The following is a 23,153-nucleotide window of genomic DNA, read 5'->3' on the forward strand; positions in this document are numbered from 1 at the left end:
CGCTTTGAATTTGTTATCCATTAAACCAAGGATTGAAACAGTAAATCTATTTCCTGAAACAAGGATTTCTTCACCCTTTGAATTTGTTATCCATTAAACCAAGGATTGAAACTTTTCAAAATCTTGGTTACAGTTTTAACATGTTCCGACTTTGAATTTGTTATCCATTAAACCAAGGATTGAAACTGAAAAAGCTTATGGAAATGATAGCGATATGGTTTACTTTGAATTTGTTATCCATTAAACCAAGGATTGAAACTTCAATAATTCCGATCCTGTAACTACATTTCTATCAATCTTTGAATTTGTTATCCATTAAACCAAGGATTGAAACAGATAAAGTACGCATTAAGTAGATTAGCAAATTCGGCTTTGAATTTGTTATCCATTAAACCAAGGATTGAAACTAATCTTAAAATCGTTACCTATCAGAATTTCACCCGCTTTGAATTTGTTATCCATTAAACCAAGGATTGAAACAAAAACAACGTTATGGCAAAACTGAAACCTCTGGGAGCTTTGAATTTGTTATCCATTAAACCAAGGATTGAAACGAGAATCTAACAGCTTATTTGAATCCCGATTTAACCTTTGAATTTGTTATCCATTAAACCAAGGATTGAAACCATGAATTGATGGCGATCATTGCAAAAGGCGTGAAACTTTGAATTTGTTATCCATTAAACCAAGGATTGAAACCCCAATTACCTCCTTCAAAGTGTTGAATAGCCAATGCTTTGAATTTGTTATCCATTAAACCAAGGATTGAAACATTCGGTATTGATTGATGAGAGTGACATAATTGCTTCTTTGAATTTGTTATCCATTAAACCAAGGATTGAAACAATAAGCAGCAACTTCCTGTTGGAAATTCTGATCTTCTTTGAATTTGTTATCCATTAAACCAAGGATTGAAACAGCTTTGATTGCTCTTTCGATTGATAGTAATCTTCTCTTTGAATTTGTTATCCATTAAACCAAGGATTGAAACTATTGACGACTGTTGTATTATCTAAATTTTTTAATCTTTGAATTTGTTATCCATTAAACCAAGGATTGAAACGTAGTTGTAATTTCCTCCTGGGTACAACTTCATAATGCTTTGAATTTGTTATCCATTAAACCAAGGATTGAAACTCGAGTAGTATTTCAAGAATATTCACATTTTTTTCAACTTTGAATTTGTTATCCATTAAACCAAGGATTGAAACCAAGCTGGAACAAGAGCAGGAACATTTTACAAAACCTTTGAATTTGTTATCCATTAAACCAAGGATTGAAACTAGTCCTGATGCCCCTAACAGGCGTATCGGCTGTCGGGCTTTGAATTTGTTATCCATTAAACCAAGGATTGAAACCCAATGCCAGCATGAAGCCCTGTGCCTCCACACTGCCTTTGAATTTGTTATCCATTAAACCAAGGATTGAAACACTTGATCAACCGTTAGGTTCAGCGTGCTGCATATTCTTTGAATTTGTTATCCATTAAACCAAGGATTGAAACAGTTGCTTCGATAAAGTGCTTTTCTGTACTGCGTAAACTTTGAATTTGTTATCCATTAAACCAAGGATTGAAACTAAAACCTTCTGGGGTAGAAAGTGGGATTTGTAGACTTTGAATTTGTTATCCATTAAACCAAGGATTGAAACTTTACGAAATAAAATTGTAAATTATAAACTATCTAACTTTGAATTTGTTATCCATTAAACCAAGGATTGAAACTAAAGTGCTTTTCTATATTGTGTAAAAAGTATTTTTCTTTGAATTTGTTATCCATTAAACCAAGGATTGAAACAGCAATAACTGCTTTACTACTATTAGGGGCAGAAATCTTTGAATTTGTTATCCATTAAACCAAGGATTGAAACGATAAGCTAAAACCTGTTATATCTGCTATCTCGTTCTTTGAATTTGTTATCCATTAAACCAAGGATTGAAACTTCACAAGGGAATTATAAAAATCCGAGCCAATTATTCTTTGAATTTGTTATCCATTAAACCAAGGATTGAAACAATAGCTTGTAATTAGCTATTTGATAGCCTCATTGACTTTGAATTTGTTATCCATTAAACCAAGGATTGAAACGTAGTATTGAAGTAAAGCATGAGAGGAAAGTTGTTCTTTGAATTTGTTATCCATTAAACCAAGGATTGAAACCTTTGCGAGGTTACACGGAAATTAAAAAAATTCCAGACTTTGAATTTGTTATCCATTAAACCAAGGATTGAAACAATAATGGAAAATGAATCAAAAGTCGTTCCATTCCCTCTTTGAATTTGTTATCCATTAAACCAAGGATTGAAACTTAGGTGAATAGTTGCGGGCGGTGAAATAGTTCTGGTGCTTTGAATTCGTTATCCATTAAACCAAGGATTGAAACTGCTCCCTATGGTAGAAGCATAATCAAACATACTTCCTTTGAATTCGTTATCCATTAAACCAAGGATTGAAACCTAAAAGAGTAAAGTCCTATAACATAGAGTACTGCACTTTGAATTCGTTATCCATTAAACCAAGGATTGAAACCTGAATTGCGAACAAAGAAAAGCGAAAATTTGCCTGTCTTTGAATTCGTTATCCATTAAACCAAGGATTGAAACCTGAATTGCGAACAAAGAAAAGCGAAAATTTGCCTGCTTTGAATTCGTTATCCATTAAACCAAGGATTGAAACGGAAAAGATAAGCATCCTTCTCTGAAAGTTCCTTTCTTTGAATTCGTTATCCATTAAACCAAGGATTGAAACCTCTTTTAGTAACTTCCATATTACCGAAAGAGTAATACTTTGAATTCGTTATCCATTAAACCAAGGATTGAAACTCTTTACCTGTCAACGGAGCTTTAATCTCCGAACAAGCTTTGAATTCGTTATCCATTAAACCAAGGATTGAAACCAAAGAAATAAGTTACTACAAAGGTAAGATAATAGCTTTGAATTCGTTATCCATTAAACCAAGGATTGAAACAAAAACCACCACCACCTACGCTAATAACCTTCGTCTGCTTTGAATTCGTTATCCATTAAACCAAGGATTGAAACTTTACAAGTGAATTATAAAACTCCGAGCCAACTATCCTTTGAATTCGTTATCCATTAAACCAAGGATTGAAACAATTAAGTAAAGAAAACAAGCAAAAGATAAGAAAAGCTTTGAATTCGTTATCCATTAAACCAAGGATTGAAACTAGCAGTCCCAAACTTCTTTTCCTATCCAAAACAAAAGCTTTGAATTCGTTATCCATTAAACCAAGGATTGAAACTAGTACCGGCAGTAGGAACAACTCCAAAATATTACCTTTGAATTCGTTATCCATTAAACCAAGGATTGAAACAGGACATACCTTACCAGGAACGTGAAAAGGCAAGAATCTTTGAATTCGTTATCCATTAAACCAAGGATTGAAACATTACTAAAGCAGACTTTTACGAGCTTGCATTAGATCCTTTGAATTCGTTATCCATTAAACCAAGGATTGAAACGAAATATCAGGAGAGTCCGGCGGATTGATCAATTATCTTTGAATTCGTTATCCATTAAACCAAGGATTGAAACACTGATAATATGATTGTAACATTATCAGAAATCATTCTTTGAATTCGTTATCCATTAAACCAAGGATTGAAACATGACGCACCGTGTGTCACGGATGGCACACCAACCTCTTTGAATTCGTTATCCATTAAACCAAGGATTGAAACAGCTCGTCTTGTTTTTCTTTTGGCAGTAACCCGTACTTTGAATTCGTTATCCATTAAACCAAGGATTGAAACAAAATTAATCCAATTACTTTGTCTATATATTCAGATCTTTGAATTCGTTATCCATTAAACCAAGGATTGAAACCAGATCTCAAAAAAAAACTCCCTATCCACACTTTTCCTTTGAATTCGTTATCCATTAAACCAAGGATTGAAACTAAAATTAATTAGGAAGAAAGATGAAAGAAAAAAATGCTTTGAATTCGTTATCCATTAAACCAAGGATTGAAACCGTGTTACAAAAAAGGTTGACTGTAAATATATAGACTTTGAATTCGTTATCCATTAAACCAAGGATTGAAACCGTGTTACAAAAAAGGTTGACTGTAAATATATAGACTTTGAATTCGTTATCCATTAAACCAAGGATTGAAACTTTACGTCAAATAAAGATAAAATATTGCTCGCTGACTTTGAATTCGTTATCCATTAAACCAAGGATTGAAACAAAAAAGGCTGTCAATTTAGGTTCAGTTTCAAGACTCTTTGAATTCGTTATCCATTAAACCAAGGATTGAAACTTAATTGCCTTTTAAATTGTTTTAAATTGCCTTATTCTTTGAATTCGTTATCCATTAAACCAAGGATTGAAACTTTCATAGGGAATGTTGACTAAATAAAGATAACTATCTTTGAATTCGTTATCCATTAAACCAAGGATTGAAACTCTATCTGTCAACTTCGGATTGATTATCGGATTGACTTTGAATTCGTTATCCATTAAACCAAGGATTGAAACGTTGCTGTCTCAATTAATTCTACTTTCTTTTATTTCTATTTCTTCTTAATCCATTTCTTTGCTTCGTTCAAAGAAATAAATCTATCATAATTTATATCAATTTTATTCAGGAAAATAGCTGAATCCAAATGGGAAAAAAACATATCCAATTTTTCTGTAGAATCTGAAATTTCGCTGCAAACATAAGCTACTGTCAATTTTCTTTTAGTAAAATTATATTGTGTTACCCTTTGCGTACTATCGATAATCGAAGTAATCGGAACTTCATATTTCATTTTTGTAAGATCGATAATAAATTTGGATGTATTATAAGTTTTACTTAATTCTTCCATTTCATCATAAATATCATGAATAGGTTCTTCATCAATTGGAAAATCACCTTCCGCTTTGATGATTATGCAATTTAAATCTTCTTGAAAATTAAATAAAACTTTCATAAAATACCTTTAATTTTTTACAACTAAATTAGTTTACATTAAAATGTCAATCTGTTTATATTTAACAGTGTTTAGTAAATTTATGAAAAACATTTCTTTTGACAGAAACAATCGAGAATATTTTTATTCATTAAAATTTCGTAGAAGCTTGGAGTTGATGATGAAAAAGAAGTTTTTATTGTTAATAGCAGTTCTATTTATCAGCTTTTTATTCTCTGAAGATCTGGCACCAAATGAAGAAAGATTCATCGAGCTGAAAACAAAAGTTAATTATGGATTTATCTTTATAAGCTGGGAAGTTCATGGATTGGAGCGTTATGATAAACTGGAACTGAAAATAAAGGACCGAAAAGAAGAAGTAGAAAATATTGATATAACAAACAGAAAATATTATGTTTTAGATCGTGATTTTCCACACGATGAAGATGGAAAGTTCAGTCAGATAAGTTACTGGATTATTGCCACCGTAGATATTAGTCATACAATTGGGGGAAAGTTTTACAAAACCGGCACTGATTATCTGGCTTCACAAATTGATATTTTAAGCCCCATAAACTTTCCAAAACCATTTGATGCACAATATAATAAAGGAATAGTATATTGCAGATTATGGTTCAAAGAACCCGATCTAATTGAAAGATTTTATGGTTTCCAGATCGATGGCAAAGATTTTAAAACCAGAGTAGATGATTATGGTAACTGCGTTATTAAAACAGGAAGTTACAAAAAGCCTGATCAAATTTCAGCATTATTTTTATCGATAGATGAACCTGTGATCAAACAAAAAAGTGTCAGCGCAAAAGTTGTGGAAACGAAGCATAATCTGGCAAAAGGATATTCTGCAAATTCTTCTGATGACATTATCTCATACATTTCTGCTGATGCCATAGAAGATTCTCTTGATCCTTTTGATCTTAAATTTGAAGATATTAAAAATGAGGAATCCATAACCATTTCCTGGAATAAAATACCTGAAGCTGAGTATTATTTTGTGTTTAGAACTCCAGCTGTGGATAGCCTTTATAAATCATTTTATGCTAAATCTAATACAGGATGGAAGTCTTCACGAATGAACAGAATTAAATTCAAAAACGACTATCATAATGTTTTACCATGGAGCAAAGAAAAACTCCGCTCCGGTTTCGTTTATACCTATTGGGTCAGTGCCAGAAAACCATTTGAAGATCTGGGAATTTCCAGGAAAGTATCTGTTTACTATTTTGATGGTAAAAAAGGTATGATAAAAAGTGAATTGAAAGAAATGGAGATTGTTCTGAGAACCGAAGAATATGAGAAAATTGAGTCAGATCATATCGGTGTTACAAATTCCCTTGCAGATAAAGGCTTCCAGAAACATGTTCATGATTTTGAAACTACACCTGACAAAATTAAATTTAAAGTTAAGTATTTTGAATTGAAACCTTACAGAATGTTGATCTCAGGAAATGATGGGTATCTTCGGGTGGGAGAAGTAGTAAGATCTTTTCTGCCGCCAAAATATGGAAATAACAGCGATCTTCTTGCTTTGATGCATGTTCTTAACTTCGATCCTTTGTCGGAAAAACCGATCATAGATGAATCACGCATCATGGTTGAAGATCCAATAAAAATCCCTGTTTCTGTTAATATGATCGAACCTGATAAAGAATAAATCTTGGAGGAAAGATGAAAGTTACTTTAATTACAATTCATGTGAGTGAAATGCAGGAATCTTTAAAATTTTATCAAAATATACTGGGAATGGAAATCATTAACGAAATACATCCCAATGAAAACATGAGAATTGTTTTCCTGAAAGGAGAGGGAGAAGTAAAAATTGAATTGATCGAAGATAAATCAATTACTCAATTAGATAAATTTTCTTCTCCGGTTTCTATGGGGATTTTCATCGACGATATGAATGAAATCTTGCAAATGTTAAAAGAGAAAAAAGTTCCCGTCAAACGTGGACCGATTTCAGTTCCCAGTGGAAGCAAGTTACTTTTTATCGAAGATCCGAATGGCGTAGAAGTAGAATTTATTGAAGAGTAAGTTTAACTAATAAAATTTACCTTGCGAAGGATTTCGAACTTCTTGCCGAAAACGACCTTCGCAAGGTTCAAAATCTATCCTTTCAGATACTTAAACCACTCCTCAAAACCTTCTCCAGTTTTGGCAGAAAGTTCGATCACTTTCATCTTTGGATTTACTTTCTGAATGTTTGTTTTGATGTCTTCAATGTTGATGTCAAGGTAGGGAAGAAGATCGATTTTGGCGATCAGGCAAAGCTGTGAAGTTTGAAAAGCCAGAGGGTATTTGAGCGGTTTGTCTTCACCTTCTGTTACGCTGAGAACAACAGCATTCACATGTGCTCCCACGTCAAATTCTGCCGGGCAGACCAGATTACCGATATTTTCCACAAAGATCAGTTCCAGATTTTCCATCTCGATCTCTTCCATGGCACTTTTTATCCAACCAGATTCCAGATGGCAATCTCCACCAAAAGGTCCGGTATTGATCTGGTAAGTTTGAATTCCTGCTTTGGCAACACGTTCTGCATCCAGAGTTGTTTGAATATCACCTTCAATCACGCACATTTTCTCACCGAATTCCTGTGCAGTTCTTTCCATGATGGTAGTCTTGCCGGAACCGGGTGAACTCATCAGGTTGATAAAAAGTATGTTTTTTTCCTTTAATTCTTTTCTCAATTCACCTGCGATCCTGTCATTTACATTCAGGATCTTCTGCATTACTTTTACTTCTTTTGTATCCATTTATATTCTCCTATTATTTTTTTTTTGAAATGTCATCCCGAGATATCTTCTTATTTTACTTATAAATATCCAGTTAATTTCTCTCTGCTTTACTTAAACTCAGAGATTCTTCAAAAGAACAAATTCTGTAAGATCCTTCAGAAGGACGAAAACACATATATTTTTTTACAATCCCAAAAAATTAATTGCTACTCCACTTAGCAAGATTATTCCTCCTGCCAGCGCATGCGTATACTTTTCCAGTTTGCTGAAAAATACCATTTTCAATCCCAGAGATGCCACATAAACTACTATCATCATTGTAGAAATAGTGGTAATTGCAAAAATGGCTGTAATAAAGATAAGTCCACTGATGCTGTTTTGGGCAGCCGGATACATCAAAATGGGAATGAGCGGTTCGCAGGGACCTAACACAAAAATCGTAAACAAAACCCAGGGAGTAATGTTTTTCTTTTTTGCATCGTGTATATGGCTGTGCTCACTTTGATGAGTGTGTTCGTGCTCATGATTTGATCCATCGGAATGAAAGTGTAAATGAGAATGTGATCTGTTGCGGATGGCATTACGAATTCCCCAGAGCATGTAAACCAGACCAAAACTCATTAAAGCCCAACCAGCAATACTACCTCGAATTGATTCGAAAGCTTCGATTTTGCCAAGTGCTATTCCAATTGAAACTCCTAAAATTCCTAAAACAACAGATCCCAAAACGTGTCCCAGTCCGCATAAAAATGTTATTGACATGGTCTTTGGCATAGACCAGCCGCGTGCTTTGGACATCACAATAAACGGCAAATAATGATCGGGACCAAATAAAGTATGAAAAAATCCGATCGAGGCAGCTGTAATTGCCAACAATGAAATTTCGTTACTCAATTTTTTTCTCTCCTTAAATATATTTTTTTATATTTTCAGCACAGGGAATGCATAACTTTCTGCCATCTCTTTTTCTGATGCGGGTTTCCATGGCAGTTTCTCCGCATTCTTCGCAAACAATGTTTTTGTATAATTTTGCTTCGGGTGGAAGCTCAATGCTGATTTCCTCAAGATTGGCAAAATCTTCACTTTTGCTTTCCAAAATCTGATTAATTAATTCTTCGCGGCTTGATTCTTCTTTCTTAACTCTATTTAAGAAGTCAGGATTGCGGCTGGCACGAATTGCTCTTCCACTCTTGCGGCAGATAAAAGTATAAACCATTTTACCATGATCTTTGAAAATGAAGTTTCCTTTGCCAAATGTACAACCGGAAATAAACTGAACAGCATCTGTTCCACAAGCATCGTTTTCTACAATAGCTACAATTTCTTCATCTTCCGCTCGCAGCTTGTTCAATTTTTCCAAGGCAGCTAATGTCAGTTTATATCCCATAGCCAAACCAGGACAACTATGTCCGTGAAATTTTACAACCTCTTCGAATTTTGGATATTGCATTTAAATTTTCTCTCCGGTCGTTGCCAAACTCAATTTGGCATGTTTTACACCTTTGGCAGCTTTCAATTTATTGCAGAGAACGGTCAATTCATTGGCTCTGCCTTTCACCACGATGATCTCAAAGCAGTTGTCATGATCCAGATGAATATGTTGGGAGGAAATTATCAGTTCATGATGATCGTGCTGAATGTTTGTGAGATTGTTGGTAAGCTCCCGTTGATGATGATCGAAAACCATGGTGATGACACCGGTAACTATTTCGTTGCTGGTCCATTCGTCTTCGATAAGCTTATCGCGGATAATATCGGCAATAGCATTGGAACGATTTGTATAACTGTGCTGTTTGATATGTTCATCAAACTTCTTCAGCAGCTCGCTATTCAGCGAAACTCCGAATCTAACTAAATCCGACATAGCACCTCCGTGTTACGAATGGCAAAAAAGTGCTACTGGATTTTGATGTCAACGAAATTTAATCACAAAAAGTAATAAAAGTTTAATTGTTTTTTTAAATGCTTACAAATGTTAAATATAGAAAATGCTTGTTTACAAATTTAAATCAACGAATATAAAAAAATCGATCTTCAGCTGCTCCATTCCTCCCGGATATAATTCGTTAATGATATCATTCGAATCCTTTCCCTGATCAATTTTTCTGAGCAACTCTTTCAAAATATTTTTTCGGAAATCATCATTCTGGAAAAAATAAACAATTCCCCAGGAAAGAGTGCTGGAATAGAAGTCGGGTCTGGAATTTACTTCCCGCCATTTATTATTTGACCAAGCCAAGAAATCTTCCAGATCAATCTTATCGGTTTCATGGATCCACTCTTTCAGCCGCGTTTCTTTTTTGGCTTGTTTTTTTATTTTTATCAAATCATTTTCCAGGATTGCATATTCAAAATATTCCGATAATCCTTCATTTATCCATTTTGGAATGACAGGAATAAAACTACGAAGAATAAAGTGGTTAATTTCATGAGAAACTGTTTTCAAATATCGATCATTTTTATTTATCACGATTACTTTTTCCGACTGAGAATAAAAACCATTTTTTGATCTTGAAGTAGATATTTTTTTTTGAAAGTTACGATAGCTGGTCGTATCACCAAATATTTTCATTTTAATTTCAGGAAAACTTCCGCTGAAGATATCTTCATAAAATTCAATTTCATATTTTGTGATCTCCTTGATGAAATTCCATTCTGAAGCCGATAGATTGCAATTTACCTGATCAATCTGAACAATCGCTTTATCTTGATTTTGGGAACAAAATGTAAGCAGCAAAACTGAAACTAAAAAAAGAAGTTTTACCGATTTATTAAAATTCATTTACTATTGAGTTCCTTCCAAAGTTTGAATATACAACTCTTTGCCTGAAATAAGTTCGGTGTCAAAAGAATCACATTCTGGGCACATAAAAATAGGTTCATCGATGGTAAATTCATGTTGGCAATTTTTACATTTTACCCGTACATCTTTTTCGCTCATTGTCAGGATGGCATTTTCAAAACCTTCATATTCGGTTTTCATGAATTCAAAATTGGTCAGCATTACTTCTTCGATGATCTGATGAAATTTTCCGACCACGATTTTCACTTTTGTGATTTCTTTTAGATTTTCTTTTTTTTGGATGTCTTTCGCTAATTCTAAAAGTGAATGAACTATTGCACCTTCATGCATGGTTGCTCCTGATTATTAACCTTAAGCTTATTTTCAGCATATCCTGGGCAGCGGATCAGATTCCAGCATCAGAAGAGGTCGCAGACCACCGATGGAAGTTCGCAGATAAACTCCTTGGAACTCGTTTGTTACTTCTCCGATAATCGCGCTGTTTTTGCCTGATTTATGAGTTTTCATTTTATCAATAATATTTTCGTCTTTTTGGGAAATAAATGAAACAAGTTTGCCTTCATTTGCCATATAAAGTGCATCCAATCCCAAAAGACCACAAACTGCTTCTACATTTTCTGATATCGGTAAAGCTTCTTCATCGATGATAATTCCAAAACCTGTATCGTCAGAAACTTCATTCAGGATCGTGGCAACTCCGCCGCGAGTGGCATCGCGCAGAAAATGGACATCGCCATTTTTCAGCATGAATTGAACCAGATGATTCAAAGAAGCACAATCACTTTTCGGGGCAGGATCCAGTTCCAGGTTTTGTCGGGCATTGATAATCGCTACAGTATGATCTCCCAAATTTCCATTTACAATGATTTTATCACCAACTTCAATTTTCTGGGAAGATAATTCAACCTTTTCTGGAAGAAATCCTATTCCTGTGGTGGTGATGTAAATTCCATCAGCTTTACCTTTTTCCACCACTTTTGTATCTCCGGCAATTATTTTCACACCAGCATCAATTGCTGCTTTTTGCACAGATTCTGTGATTTTTCTCAAATCATCGATCTTGAATCCTTCTTCTATAATGTAGGTTATCAAAATGTATTTTGGAATTGCTCCAGTCATCGCCACGTCGTTCACTGTGCCGGTAATGGAAAGTTTTCCAATATCTCCGCCAGGAAAAAAAATCGGTTGCACAACATGAGCATCCGTAGTTACAACTGTTCTATTTTCAATCTGAACTCCATCATCCAAAGTTGGAAGATGGAAATTCTTATCAAAAATTTCGCTGATCAATTTCCTGGTAAGCCCGGCTCCACTGCCATGTCCTAAAGTTATAATTTCTTTTTTCATAATTTCTCAATTAACCTTGTCAGTGTCTCATTTGAAACTTCTTCTCACTTGACCCTGCCAAGGTTTTCGTGTCGGACTCGACTTAAGAATTTGATTGCCTCCACATTTCTTCACCAAAGTCTTGAGTTGAGAACGAAAATTTATTAACAACTATTACTCCAACCATTGAAAAGGCTGATTTGATAGAATTTCTCTGACAAGCCATTTTCAAGGTTTTACCTTTCGTATTTATAATATGCAGCGCAACTTCCTTCTGAAGAAACCATGCAGGGGCCGATCGGATGAGCCGGTGTGCATACTTTTTCGAATAACGGACATTCCGGTGGAATGATCTTTCCTTTTAGTACATCGGCACATCTGCAGCCGGTATTTCCTTCTTCATCTTTCAAAGTTATATTGTATTTTTTTGCTGCATCAAATTCAGCGTATTTCTCTTTAATTCCCATTCCTGAATCTGGGATCCAACCGATTCCACGCCACAAAGCATCTTCTACTTGCAGAATTTCCTCGATTATCTGCTTGGCAATTTTATTTCCAGAACTATCAACTACTCTATTGTATTCGTTAATAATTTGAGGATTATCTTTAGAAATTTGGTTGGTAAGAAGTTTTACTGCACGCAAAATATCCAGAGGTTCAAATCCTGTAACAACTCCACCAATTCCAAATTTTTCCGGAAGCAGATCATAGCTTTCAGAACCGATTATCACACTAACGTGACCGGGAAGTAAAAAACCATCGAGTTCAATATCCTCTGTCGAAAGTAAGGCATCCAGAGCCGGAGGAACTAATTTGAAAGCTGGAAAAACCGAGAAGTTGAACTGCTTTTGCTTTGCTGCCAGAAAGATCGTTTGAGCAATTCCGGGAATAGTTGTTTCAAAACCAATTCCCACGAACACAACTTGTTTTTTTTCTGCCAGTTTCAAAGCTTCCAAGGGTGAATAAATCAGTTTGATATCCAGTCCTTTCGCTCGAGCCTGCTCCAGAGTTTCCTCTTTGCCGGGAACGCGGATCAGATCGCCAAAAGTGGCGATCGTGACGCCTTTCAGTTTTATCAGTTCATCGATGAGAGAGGAAGGCGTTACACACACAGGACAGCCCGGGCCGGAAATTAGTTGAATAGAAGGTGGAAGCAATTTGCGAATTCCCCAATGACCGATAGCCATCGTGTGTGATCCGCACACTTCCATGATCTTGATCGGCTTTTTCCAATTGTTCAGATCATCAACGATCTTTTTTATAAGAGCAGGATCGCGAAATTTCTTATTGTTCAACATTTTTGTTTTCTAATTCCATTTCGTCTTGTATTGTACCCAATTCATCGAAAAGCTTCAAGGTTTCTTCGGCATCTTCTTCCGAGATCACGTTCAATGCAAATCCGGTGTGAATGAGCACCCAATCACCTTTTTCAACTTCCGGGGTAAAAGTGAACATCACTTCCTTTCTGGCTCCCCCTAGATTTACATAACCTTTTTCACCATCTTTTTGGACTACCTGAGCCGGTATTGCTAAACACATTTATCCTCCTGAGCTTAAAGCTCATTTATTTTTATATTTTCTATTGGCGATCATCAACTGGCCAACAGAAATCGAACCATCATTGGGCGGTAAATTCTGTGGCAGGTAAACTGTAAAGTTATTTCTGGTAAGAAGTTCAGCCAAACCATCAACTATTAATTTATTTTGCATCACGCCTCCGCTTAACACAACTTTTTCCAATCCGGTTTCTTCCCGAATCAACTTTGCTGCCTGTAAACTAAACTCCAGAACTGTACGATGAAATCTTTTTGCGATTATTTTTTTATCTATTTTTTGTTGGATTGCTCCGACAATTTCTTTTAGCATCGATTCAATTATAATCTCATTATTTTCTATTTGGAAAGAGTATGGCTTTTCTTCCAGAATATCTTCATAATTACACAAAAATTCCAAGGCCATAGCACTTTGAGCTTCAAATGTAATTGCCGGATAAAGATTCAGCATAGCAGCCACACAATCAAATGTTCTGCCCATGCTGGAAGTTTGAAAAACATTGAATTCATTTTGTAATTGCTTTGAAATTATTTTTTTCTCAATTTTGGAAATTCCATTTAGAAATTCGGTATTTAGTCCGAATTTTGCAAGGTAAGCAAAAGCGATCCTGACAGGATGTTTAATGGCTGCATCTCCACCTGGAAGCGGCATGTACTGCAGATGAAATTTACGTTCAAAATCCTCATAATCGGCGATCATGATTTCACCACCCCAGATTGCACCATCTGTACCATAACCGGTTCCGTCATAAGAAATCCCGATCACTTTTTCATCGAGTTGATGCTCTGCCATTATCGCTGCTGTGTGTGCATGATGATGTTGAACTTTGATAATGGGAAGCGAAAGAGATTCGGCAAACCTGGTTGTAGAAAAATCAGGTTGCAGATCGCAAGCAATGAGTTCGGGATTCAATCTAAACCAGTGTTTATATTTATGCAGGATTTCTTTGTAAAAATCCATCGTTTCTTTGCTGCCGGAATTTCCGATGTAAGGTGATACAAAATATTCTTTCCGATTTGAAATGGTGAAAGAAAGCTTCAATTCAGCTCCACAGGCGAGGGTTGGTTTCAAATCAAATGGAGCTTTCATCGGGGTGGGAACAAATCCCCGCGATCTACGCGTGATGATATTTCTTTTGTTGGCAGGAAGTATTATCGAATCGTCAGAACGATTCAAGATCGGTCGATTGTGAGTAAGAAAACAATCACAGATATCCAGTAATTTCTGCTCATCTTTTGCTATCGGTTCATCACAATGATTTCCAGAAGTCATTATCAGGAAAGGAAGAACTCGATCAACAATCTGAAAATGGTGTGGAGCATAAGGAAGAAAAACGCCAATATTGGGATTATGCGGTGAAATATTTTCCGCAAGTGGAGAATGTGCTATTTTTCTTAAAATTAAAATCGGTGCTACAGTTGATTTCAAGAGATTTTCATGTTCTTCGGAATAACTTACAATTTCTGATAAGTTATCAAAGTTCACCATCACCGCAAAAGGTTTATCCGGTCTGTCTTTTCGTTTGCGAAGTTCAACCACAGCGTTTATATTTGTGGCATCACAGGCTATATGAAATCCGCCGATTCCCTTGATTCCAACTATTTTGCCTTCTTTTAGTGCTGCTTTTGTGTTGGCAATTGGATCACCTGGAACTGACTCAAGGTTTTTGTCTAAAAATTCTAATTCAGGACCACATTCAGGACAGGCGATCGGTTGAGCATGAAATCTGCGATTCATTGGATCTGTATATTCATTTTTGCAGTAATCGCACATCTCAAAATCTTTCATGGAAGTTACCGGCCGATCATACGGAGTAGATTCGATAATCGAATAACGGGGACCGCAATTTGTGCAGTTAATGAAAGCATACCCAAAGCGTGGATCATCAGGATCATGGAATTCATCGAGACAATCCTGACAAACTGCCAGATCAGGCGAGATAAGTGTAGAACCTTCGGTTTTGGAACTGAGTCTGATCTCAAATTTCTTGTAATTCTTAATTTCTGATTCATCAACAATAAATGATTCGATTCTGGCTGCTGGCGGGAGTTCTGTTTTGATTCGTTTTATAAAGCTTTCCAAGCCTGATGTTTTACCTTCTACTTCGATCTCAACTCCACCTGTATTGTTCAATACGTATCCTTTCAAACCTTCCTCGATTGCCAGTTTATAAATAAAAGGTCTGAATCCTACGCCTTGAACAACTCCATTTATCTTGATTTTCAGAATCTCACTCCTACAATAATTATTCTAATATATATATTTTAAAAATAAAAAGAAACAATTTTTTTTACTCATTAGCAGTCAAGTATTAGAAGCGTAAAATTAACTTGTAAATAATGTAAGTGACTGCAAATATTGACCTTGAGTAGATCGTATGAAATATTACTTATTCTAAATAATAATGTGTTAACTATCTTAATTTTCAATAAATTAAACCATTATTTCTGTCTTTATGATAGTCTTAAAATAGTTACTAAAATCTAATTGACAATGAGTTCTCATTTAGATTATTGGCACATAATATTGAATATATTATATATATATAAAAAAAGCATAGGAGGTCGATTGTGTCAGAAAAACTATTCCGGGCAGCAATTCCTTCACATGATGATTGTGGTTGTGGATGTCAGTGCGACGGTAGCCAGGTTGATGCAATATTAGCCAAGTACGGTAAAGATCAAGGACGTCTGATGGACATCCTTATCGAGATCCAGGACACACAGGGATGTGTTGATGATGCGGCTGTAGCAAAAATTGCAGAAGTATTTGGAATGTCGAAAGTTGATGTGCTGCAAACCCTTTCATTTTACCATTTCTTTTCACGCCAATGTCGTGGAAAATACACAGTATATCTAAATGATAGTGCTGTAGCTGAAATGATGGGAAGAGATGAGATTGCCGAAGTCTTTGAAGAAGAAGCAGGATGTAAATTTGGTTCTGTATCTGAAGATGGAAGAATTGGTTTATTCAATACTTCTTGTATTGGAATGAACGACCAGGAACCATCAGCTATTATCAACAAAAAAGTTTTCACAAATCTAACAAAAGAAAAAGTAAAGAAACTCGTGCAAGACATGAAAAATGATGTAGCTGTGGAAGATCTGGAAAGTGATGGTGTTGCTTCTAATATCCTTGCAAAAGGACCGATACTGATAAAAGATATCGATTTGGAAGAAGCGATCAAAAAAGCAGTTTCCATGACGCCGGACGAAGTGATCGAAGAAGTAAAAATATCAAATTTGAAGGGTCGTGGTGGGGCTGGTTTTCCCACAGCACTAAAGTGGAAATTCTGCCGAAGTGCTGTAGGCGAAAAACATTACATTTTCTGTAATGCCGACGAAGGTGAACCGGGAACTTTTAAAGATCGTGTTATCTTAATGGAAAATCCTGAACTTCTTTTTGCCGGAATGATTATCGGTGGTTATGCGATTGGTTCTGATGAAGGAATTCTTTATCTACGATATGAATACAAATTCCTGGAAGAACAGTTAGAAAAAGTTCTGGAAAGTTTCAGAGAAAGAAATTTGTTAGGAAAAGACATCATGGGCCACAAAGGATTCGATTTTGATATTCGAATTCAGTTTGGCGGCGGCGCTTATGTTTGCGGTGAAGAATCTGCTCTTATCGAATCTGCTGAAGGCAAACGTGGTGAACCAAGAGACAGACCTCCATTCCCAGTTACCAAAGGTTATCTGCAGCAGCCTACAGCAGTGAACAATGTGGAAACATTCTGTTCTGTAGCCAAGATCATTCAAAAAGGTGCAGAATGGTATCGTTCCTTAGGAACCGTAGATTCTACAGGATCCAAACTTATCAGTATTTCCGGAGATTGTGAAAGACCTGGAATTTATGAAATTGAATGGGGATTCTCAATCAATGATCTGCTGAAAATGGTTGGTGCAAAAGATGTTCAAGCTGTTCAAATTGGCGGACCTTCAGGATGTTGTATCGGTCCCGATGAATTTGGTAGAAAATTAGCTTATGAAGATCTGGCCACAGGTGGTTCGATCATAGTAATAAATAAAGATCGTGATCTGCTGAAGGATATTGTATTGAATTTCCTGGAATTCTTCATTGAAGAATCTTGCGGATCTTGCGTTCCCTGCCGTGCGATGACAGTGCAGTATAAGAAGAAACTGGAAAAGATCCTGGCAGGAAAAGGTGTGAAAAAAGATATCGATCAGATGCTGAGCTGGGAAAAAGTGATGCAGATGAATCGCTGCGGGTTGGGTCAATCAGCCTGTAATCCTGTTATCGCAACATTGACCAATTTCAGAGAATTATACGAATCTAAACTTCAGAATAAAGAATATGTTAGTCAGTTCGATCTGGCAGCAGCTGTAAAAGAAAGTTGCGAAACTGCGGGCAGAGTTCCGAATCTGGGAGGTAGTCATGAGTAAAATAACAGTAACTATAAATGGAAAAGCTTACCTGACAGAGCCTGATAAAACAATCTTGCAGGTGGCAACGGAAAATAAAATATATATTCCAACTCTCTGTTTTCTGGAAGGAATTAAAGCTCAAGGTTCTTGCCGTATTTGTACTTGTATGGTAAACGGTAAAATGATGACAGCTTGTACTACTCCGGTTAATGATGGCATGGAAGTTGTTACAAATACAGAAGAGCTGGAAAAACTGCGATCCAAAATAGTTGAACTGCTTTTTGCGGAAGGAAATCATTTCTGTCCTTCCTGCGAGAGAAGTGGAAACTGTGAACTGCAAGCACTTGCTTACAGATACAAAATTATGGTTCCGGAGTTTGATTATATCTATCCTGCTCGCGATGTAGATGCGATACATCCAAAACTTATAATCGATCACAATAGATGCATCTTGTGCAAACGTTGTATTCGACGTAAGAAAGAGCCGGAAAATCCAACCTGGTTCGTATTTGAAAATCGCGGCAATAAAGTTAAGATCAATTTTGATAAAGAGCATACAGCCGATATGGATGATGAAATGGCTCAAAAAGCAATGGATACTTGTCCGGTTGGTGCTATTATTCACAAAGAAAAAGGTTATGACGTTCCTATTGGCAGAAGAAAATATGATAAAAACCCAATCGGCAGCGACATAGAAGGAAAGGAGTAATATCATGAGTAAACCAATAGTAGCAACAACTTCTTTAGCAGGGTGTTTCGGTTGTCATATGTCTTTTCTGGACATTGACGAACGCATTCTGGATTTGATCGAATTAGTAGAATTCAACAAATCTCCCATCGATGATATTAAAACTTTCACCAAAAAATGTGATATCGGCATCATTGAAGGTGGGTGCTGCAATAGTGAAAATGTTCATGTTTTGCAGGAATTCAGAAAGAATTGTAAAACACTTGTAGTGATCGGTGAATGTGCCATTATGGGCGGTTTGCCGGCACTCAGAAATAATGTGGCTCCAATCTCTGAATGTTTGGAAGAAGCTTATCTGAATTGCGTTTCAGTTCAGGCAAATGATGAAAAGATTATTCCCAATGATGATGAGCTTCCCATGATTCTGGATAAAGTTTATCCATGTCATGAAGTTGTGAAAATCGATTATTTTATTCCCGGCTGCGCTCCTCGTGCAGATCTTATCTGGAATGCACTGGTTGCTCTGGTTACCGGCAATGAAATGGAATTACCGTACGAAGTTATCAAGTACGATTAATGAGGTGATAAAATGGCAAAAAAAGTAACTATAGAACCAGTAACAAGGGTAGAAGGACACGGCAAAGTAACTATTCATTTAGATGATAATAATAATGTAGCTAAAAGCCGTTTACATATTGTTGAATTCAGAGGTTTTGAACGTTTTGTTCAGGGTCGTCCTTATTGGGAAGCTCCTGTACTCGTGCAAAGACTTTGTGGAATCTGTCCTGTTAGTCATCACCTGGCAGCAGCTAAAGCGTTAGACGTAATCGTTGGCGCAGGAACTGGCGACGGACTTACACCAACAGGTGAAAAAATGCGTCGCTTGATGCATTACGGACAAATGTTCCAATCTCATGTTCTGCATTTCTTCCATCTTGCATCACCGGATCTTCTGTTTGGAGTGGATGGCGATCCTGCTATCAGGAATGTAATAGGAATCGCACTTAAACACAAAGATCTGGCAGTGCAAGCAGTGATGATGAGAAAGTTCGGACAAGAGATCATCAAAGCTACAGCAGGTAAGAAAGTTCATGGGACAGGTGCTATTCCTGGTGGAATCAACAAACATCTTACTCAGGAAGAAAAAGAGCAGTTCATTAATGGAGCTGATCCACTGAACATCGACAAAATGATCGAATGGTCTTTGGGTGCAATGGCATTCTTCAAAGATTATCATTCCAAAAATAAAGACCTGATCGATAAATTTGCAGCTTTCCCGTCAAATCATGTTAGTTTGGTCAGAAAAGATGGTGCACTCGATCTTTATCATGGTGTGCTTAGAGGAATCGATGCTGAAGGAAAGAAAATAATTCCAGACGTCGATTATCAAAATTACCTGGATTATATCGATGAAGAAGTTCGCAGCTGGAGTTATATGAAGTTCCCTTATATCCGCAGTCTTGGTAAAAAAGACGGCTGGTATCGCGTGGGACCACTTGCTCGTATGAATACAGCAGACTTCATTCCGACACCGTTGGCTCAAAAAGAATTTGAAATCTTCAAAGCCTATACAAACGGTAAACCAAACGGAATGAGCATGCATCAGCACTGGGCTCGTCTGATTGAAATTCTGCACAGTGCCGAAATGATGAAAGACCTGCTGAACGATCCTGATTTGATGAGCGGTGAACTTGTAACAAAAGGAACTAAAGTGAAAGAAGGTGTTGGTCTGCTGGAAGCTCCGCGTGGAACGCTGTTCCATCACTATCGCATCAACGACGATGATCAGATCGAAATGGCAAACCTCATCGTGAGTACAACCAACAACAACGAACCGATGAACGTAGCTGTGAATCATGCTGCCAAGCAGTTCATGAATGGCCAGTCTGAAATTACCGAAGGCATGATGAATGCAGTGGAAGTGGCTATTCGAGCTTATGATCCCTGCCTGAGTTGTGCTACTCACGCACTTGGCAAAATGCCGTTGGATTTCAAAGTTCTGGATAAAAACGCAAAGGTGATCGACCATAAATTCAAAAATGGAGAATAATTCCAAGATATTATTCTACGGATATGGAAATCCCGGGAGGCAGGACGATGCTCTCGGGATTTCTTTTGTAGATGAAATGCAAAAATGGGTCAAAGCCCAGAAGATCGAGAATATCGATTTCGATTCGAATTATCAACTAAATATCGAGGATGCGGAAGTCATCTCAAATTATGATGTTGTTATCTTTGCCGATGCTTCCATGGAACCGATTGATAGTTTCGATTTTTCAGAAGTAGAGCCAGACGACGCTCAGGTAGAATTTACCATGCATGCTGTTTCTGTCAGCTTTGTGGTCGATCTCTGCCAGAAAATGTATGGCAAAGCTCCCAAAGCTTATTTGGTTCACATAAAAGGTTATGAATGGGAACTGGATTTCGATAAGAGATTATCGGCAAAAGCTGAAGAGAATTTGAGAGAAGCGCTAAAATTTATGAAAGGGAAGCTACAGGATTTACAATAATCTTATTTCTTCTTCCTCTTAAAAACTCGCGTTACTATCCAAACAGTTATCATCACAATAATTGCTTTTATAGGGATTACTGGAACAAATCGAGTTTTTTCTTCACTTATCTCGAAAACACCAAGCGGATTATTGGAAAATCTTCCACCTAAACCCTGTCCGCCAGGTCTGTTTTCTTGCGGCTTTTCTTCTGCATTTTCTCCGGTAACTGCTTTCATTTTTGCAAGATCCGGTCCTTTACCCTCACCACCACCAATACTGTATTTGATTGTACTTACTGGAATTATCGATTTTCCTTTTGTCTCGATTAGATCTCCGAATACAAATTTAACGCTGGCGTTAGTAATTATTTTCTCATGAGCTGAATTAAAAATTTGTTTTAAATCCATTTTTCTCTCCCTGTTTTAATATTCATACTCGCAAACTTTCCGAAAGCCGTTCAAGCAAGAAGTTCCAAAGCTTTTCGGAAAGAATAAAAATTAATACAAAAAAGTCCTGATCAGAAAACAAACGAAAAAGCTGGCAACTACCCATAAAATTAAAATTACAATATTAGTAATACAGGATGCGACTTTGTTATTTTTAGGCAGTAATTTTGAGAATATCAAAACGATGATGAAAGTGAGAATTGCACCGATTACAACTGATCCAGCTAAAGCGGGAGCGTTATCCAGGCAGTACTTTGAACGGGCAAACATGCTGCTGCCAAAAGCCAGAAAACCTGAAACTATTGCAAACTTCTTCATTATACCTCCAATCTTTCTAACGATCCAATTAGAATTAGCAAGCAACGCAAGTCAAGAATTTCAGATTATTCTTCCTACCCAGACGTGATCCAAAACTTTCCAAAAACTCCGTTCACCGTTTACCAGCTCTTCTTTGTATCCATCTGCTAGCAAAGATTCTATATCACCTTTGTTTAAGGCATCAAGTTTTTCATGCTTTTCGTCTGTATCAAAAAACAATTTCCAATCAAATTTATCTGGATCAAATTCATCGGAGCGAAATTGATTCTTGGGAAAAACACGTTTTTCAGGGCAAGTTCTGAAATAGTTATTTCTTTGTGAAAGAGGTTGATCGATCTTAGCAGCTACAAGTTCAATTTTACGATAATTTTTTTCAAATAGCCAAACTTGCAGATCACAGATTATTTCTTTGTTTGCAAAATAATTTTTCCAATTTTTATAAAGCTGAGAATAACAATCTAATATTCCATTAAAATAACTTTGTGGTGGATTTTCTCCATTCATTCCAAACCAGGGATCTATCCAGAGTTTTACATAAGTTTCATTATAATTTTCGAATTGCTGTATATTCGGTTCTTTATTTTCTTCAAACCATTTTTCTATCATCATGTCACTATATTTCATGATTCCAAGTTTGTTTTGGCAATATCCGTGTCAATGAAACTAAACAAATGATCTGTTTAACTTCTTTTTATTTGACGATTTGCATGCCTTTCATTTTTTGAACAACAATATAATATATGGATAGAAATATGAAATTGCATGAAATGCCGAATATAGGAAAGCAGTTAGCTGCAAAGTTGGAAAAAGTAGGAATTAATGATTCTGAAGAATTTATAACAATTGGCAGTAAAGAAGCCTTTGTCAGGATAAAAACAGAACTTGATGACGGCTGCATAAATATGCTTTATACTTTGGAAGGAGCTGTGCAGGGTATTCGCTGGCATTCACTTTCCAAAGATCAAAAAAATGAATTGAAAATTTTTTATGATTCATTGGAAGCAAAGTAGGTAGATGATGAAAGAAGAACTCAAAAAAATTCCCGGTGTCGATATACTTTTAAATGCCGATGAGATAAAATCTCTCATCGAGCAAACTGGAACTGAACTGGTGAAATTTGCCATTCGGGAAGTTGTGAGAAATGAAAGAGAAAATGTTTTGTCAGGACATAATTTTTCTGGCGATCATAACTTAAAACATCATATTTCCAAAATAGTGAAATCAATAGCAGAAAGCTCACTGAAACCGATGGTGAATTGTACTGGAGTCGTTCTTCACACAAACCTGGCGCGAGCACCGCTGGGAGATTGGATTCAAAAGGAAATGAAGCCGATTTTGCAAGGTTACAGCAACCTGGAATTCGATTTATCTTCCGGTAAAAGAGGTCAACGAAACGATCATATTTCGGGAATTATAAAATTCGTAACCGGAGCGGAAGATGCAGTTGTGGTCAATAACAATGCTGCTGC

Annotated in this window: 23 protein-coding genes and 1 CRISPR repeat array; of the genes, 9 read left to right on the top strand and 14 right to left on the bottom strand. The window is 36.4% G+C overall.

Going from position 1 to position 23,153, the window contains the following annotated elements; genetic code table 11:
- The first annotated feature begins 2 nt into the window (after window positions 1-2).
- A CRISPR array of direct repeats spans window positions 3-4,500; the repeat unit is 37 nt; unit sequence CTTTGAATTTGTTATCCATTAAACCAAGGATTGAAAC.
- 35 nt (window positions 4,501-4,535) lie between these two features.
- On the bottom strand, window positions 4,536-4,937 hold the full coding sequence (locus tag K9N40_08565; protein ID MCF7814518.1) for a hypothetical protein: 402 nt from the start codon (window positions 4,935-4,937) through the stop codon (window positions 4,536-4,538).
- A gap of 160 nt (window positions 4,938-5,097) precedes the next feature.
- On the opposite strand from K9N40_08565, the gene K9N40_08570 reads away from it, so the two are divergent.
- The gene (locus tag K9N40_08570; protein ID MCF7814519.1) at window positions 5,098-6,588 is read left to right on the top strand and encodes a hypothetical protein; all 1,491 of its coding nucleotides are present in this window, start codon (window positions 5,098-5,100) and stop codon (window positions 6,586-6,588) included.
- Between the two features lie 14 nt (window positions 6,589-6,602).
- Window positions 6,603-6,968 carry a VOC family protein gene (locus K9N40_08575; protein ID MCF7814520.1) on the top strand — a complete coding sequence of 122 codons (366 nt, stop codon included), beginning with the start codon at window positions 6,603-6,605 and terminating at the stop codon, window positions 6,966-6,968.
- A gap of 74 nt (window positions 6,969-7,042) precedes the next feature.
- Here K9N40_08575 and hypB read toward each other — a convergent pair whose 3' ends face one another.
- From hypB to hypF, 10 genes are all read right to left on the bottom strand, one after another.
- Entirely contained in the window at window positions 7,043-7,690 is a 648-nt protein-coding gene (hypB, locus tag K9N40_08580) for a hydrogenase nickel incorporation protein HypB (GenBank protein MCF7814521.1), read from the bottom strand.
- A gap of 165 nt (window positions 7,691-7,855) precedes the next feature.
- Window positions 7,856-8,566 carry a sulfite exporter TauE/SafE family protein gene (locus K9N40_08585; protein MCF7814522.1) on the bottom strand — a complete coding sequence of 237 codons (711 nt, stop codon included), beginning with the start codon at window positions 8,564-8,566 and terminating at the stop codon, window positions 7,856-7,858.
- A 13-nt stretch (window positions 8,567-8,579) separates the two neighbouring features.
- Complete coding sequence (locus K9N40_08590; protein ID MCF7814523.1) at window positions 8,580-9,122, bottom strand: TraR/DksA C4-type zinc finger protein; 543 nt, start codon at window positions 9,120-9,122, stop codon at window positions 8,580-8,582.
- Window positions 9,123-9,536, bottom strand: coding sequence for a nickel-responsive transcriptional regulator NikR (nikR, locus tag K9N40_08595; protein MCF7814524.1), 414 nt, complete (start codon window positions 9,534-9,536; stop codon window positions 9,123-9,125).
- A gap of 132 nt (window positions 9,537-9,668) precedes the next feature.
- The gene (locus K9N40_08600) at window positions 9,669-10,454 is read right to left on the bottom strand and encodes a DUF1570 domain-containing protein (protein ID MCF7814525.1); all 786 of its coding nucleotides are present in this window, start codon (window positions 10,452-10,454) and stop codon (window positions 9,669-9,671) included.
- A 3-nt stretch (window positions 10,455-10,457) separates the two neighbouring features.
- The gene (locus K9N40_08605) at window positions 10,458-10,805 is read right to left on the bottom strand and encodes a hydrogenase maturation nickel metallochaperone HypA (protein MCF7814526.1); all 348 of its coding nucleotides are present in this window, start codon (window positions 10,803-10,805) and stop codon (window positions 10,458-10,460) included.
- A 33-nt stretch (window positions 10,806-10,838) separates the two neighbouring features.
- Window positions 10,839-11,822 (bottom strand): hydrogenase expression/formation protein HypE, encoded by a 984-nt coding sequence (hypE, locus tag K9N40_08610; protein MCF7814527.1) that lies wholly within the window; start codon window positions 11,820-11,822, stop codon window positions 10,839-10,841.
- Between the two features lie 215 nt (window positions 11,823-12,037).
- Window positions 12,038-13,099: a hydrogenase formation protein HypD gene (gene hypD, locus K9N40_08615; protein ID MCF7814528.1), complete on the bottom strand. Its 1,062-nt coding sequence runs from the start codon at window positions 13,097-13,099 to the stop codon at window positions 12,038-12,040.
- Entirely contained in the window at window positions 13,086-13,340 is a 255-nt protein-coding gene (locus tag K9N40_08620; GenBank protein MCF7814529.1) for a HypC/HybG/HupF family hydrogenase formation chaperone, read from the bottom strand. The genes hypD and K9N40_08620 overlap by 14 nt, the downstream gene beginning before the upstream one ends.
- A 21-nt stretch (window positions 13,341-13,361) precedes the next feature.
- Window positions 13,362-15,584 (bottom strand): carbamoyltransferase HypF, encoded by a 2,223-nt coding sequence (hypF, locus tag K9N40_08625; protein ID MCF7814530.1) that lies wholly within the window; start codon window positions 15,582-15,584, stop codon window positions 13,362-13,364.
- Window positions 15,585-16,048: 464 nt separating this feature from the next.
- On the opposite strand from hypF, the gene K9N40_08630 reads away from it, so the two are divergent.
- Genes K9N40_08630 through K9N40_08650 form a run of 5 tightly spaced genes read left to right on the top strand, consistent with a single transcriptional unit; the run spans window position 16,049 to window position 20,938 of the window.
- Complete coding sequence (locus K9N40_08630; GenBank protein ID MCF7814531.1) at window positions 16,049-17,758, top strand: NAD(P)H-dependent oxidoreductase subunit E; 1,710 nt, start codon at window positions 16,049-16,051, stop codon at window positions 17,756-17,758.
- Window positions 17,751-18,449, top strand: a complete 699-nt coding sequence (locus tag K9N40_08635) for a (2Fe-2S)-binding protein (protein ID MCF7814532.1) — start codon at window positions 17,751-17,753, stop codon at window positions 18,447-18,449. The genes K9N40_08630 and K9N40_08635 overlap by 8 nt, the downstream gene beginning before the upstream one ends.
- A 4-nt stretch (window positions 18,450-18,453) precedes the next feature.
- A complete protein-coding gene (locus tag K9N40_08640) occupies window positions 18,454-19,005 on the top strand; it encodes an NADP oxidoreductase (protein MCF7814533.1) in 552 nt (183 codons plus the stop codon).
- 12 nt (window positions 19,006-19,017) lie between these two features.
- Entirely contained in the window at window positions 19,018-20,478 is a 1,461-nt protein-coding gene (locus tag K9N40_08645; protein MCF7814534.1) for a Ni/Fe hydrogenase subunit alpha, read from the top strand.
- Window positions 20,468-20,938: a hydrogenase maturation protease gene (locus tag K9N40_08650; GenBank protein MCF7814535.1), complete on the top strand. Its 471-nt coding sequence runs from the start codon at window positions 20,468-20,470 to the stop codon at window positions 20,936-20,938. The genes K9N40_08645 and K9N40_08650 overlap by 11 nt, the downstream gene beginning before the upstream one ends.
- A 2-nt stretch (window positions 20,939-20,940) precedes the next feature.
- Here the strand turns inward: K9N40_08650 and K9N40_08655 are convergent, their stop codons facing one another.
- The 3 genes from K9N40_08655 to K9N40_08665 all read right to left on the bottom strand — a co-directional run bounded on the left by K9N40_08655 (window position 20,941) and on the right by K9N40_08665 (window position 22,308).
- Window positions 20,941-21,327 carry a hypothetical protein gene (locus tag K9N40_08655; GenBank protein MCF7814536.1) on the bottom strand — a complete coding sequence of 129 codons (387 nt, stop codon included), beginning with the start codon at window positions 21,325-21,327 and terminating at the stop codon, window positions 20,941-20,943.
- Between the two features lie 90 nt (window positions 21,328-21,417).
- A complete protein-coding gene (locus K9N40_08660) occupies window positions 21,418-21,684 on the bottom strand; it encodes a hypothetical protein (GenBank protein ID MCF7814537.1) in 267 nt (88 codons plus the stop codon).
- 60 nt (window positions 21,685-21,744) lie between these two features.
- Window positions 21,745-22,308, bottom strand: a complete 564-nt coding sequence (locus K9N40_08665) for a hypothetical protein (protein ID MCF7814538.1) — start codon at window positions 22,306-22,308, stop codon at window positions 21,745-21,747.
- A gap of 128 nt (window positions 22,309-22,436) precedes the next feature.
- Here K9N40_08665 and K9N40_08670 point away from each other — a divergent pair, with 128 nt between their 5' ends.
- Window positions 22,437-22,694 (top strand): TfoX/Sxy family protein, encoded by a 258-nt coding sequence (locus K9N40_08670; protein MCF7814539.1) that lies wholly within the window; start codon window positions 22,437-22,439, stop codon window positions 22,692-22,694.
- A gap of 4 nt (window positions 22,695-22,698) precedes the next feature.
- On the top strand, window positions 22,699-23,153 hold a 455-nt coding region (locus K9N40_08675), incomplete at its 3' end, for an L-seryl-tRNA(Sec) selenium transferase (protein ID MCF7814540.1).

The organism is Candidatus Cloacimonadota bacterium, from assembly GCA_021734245.1.
GTDB lineage: Bacteria > Cloacimonadota > Cloacimonadia > Cloacimonadales > TCS61 > B137-G9.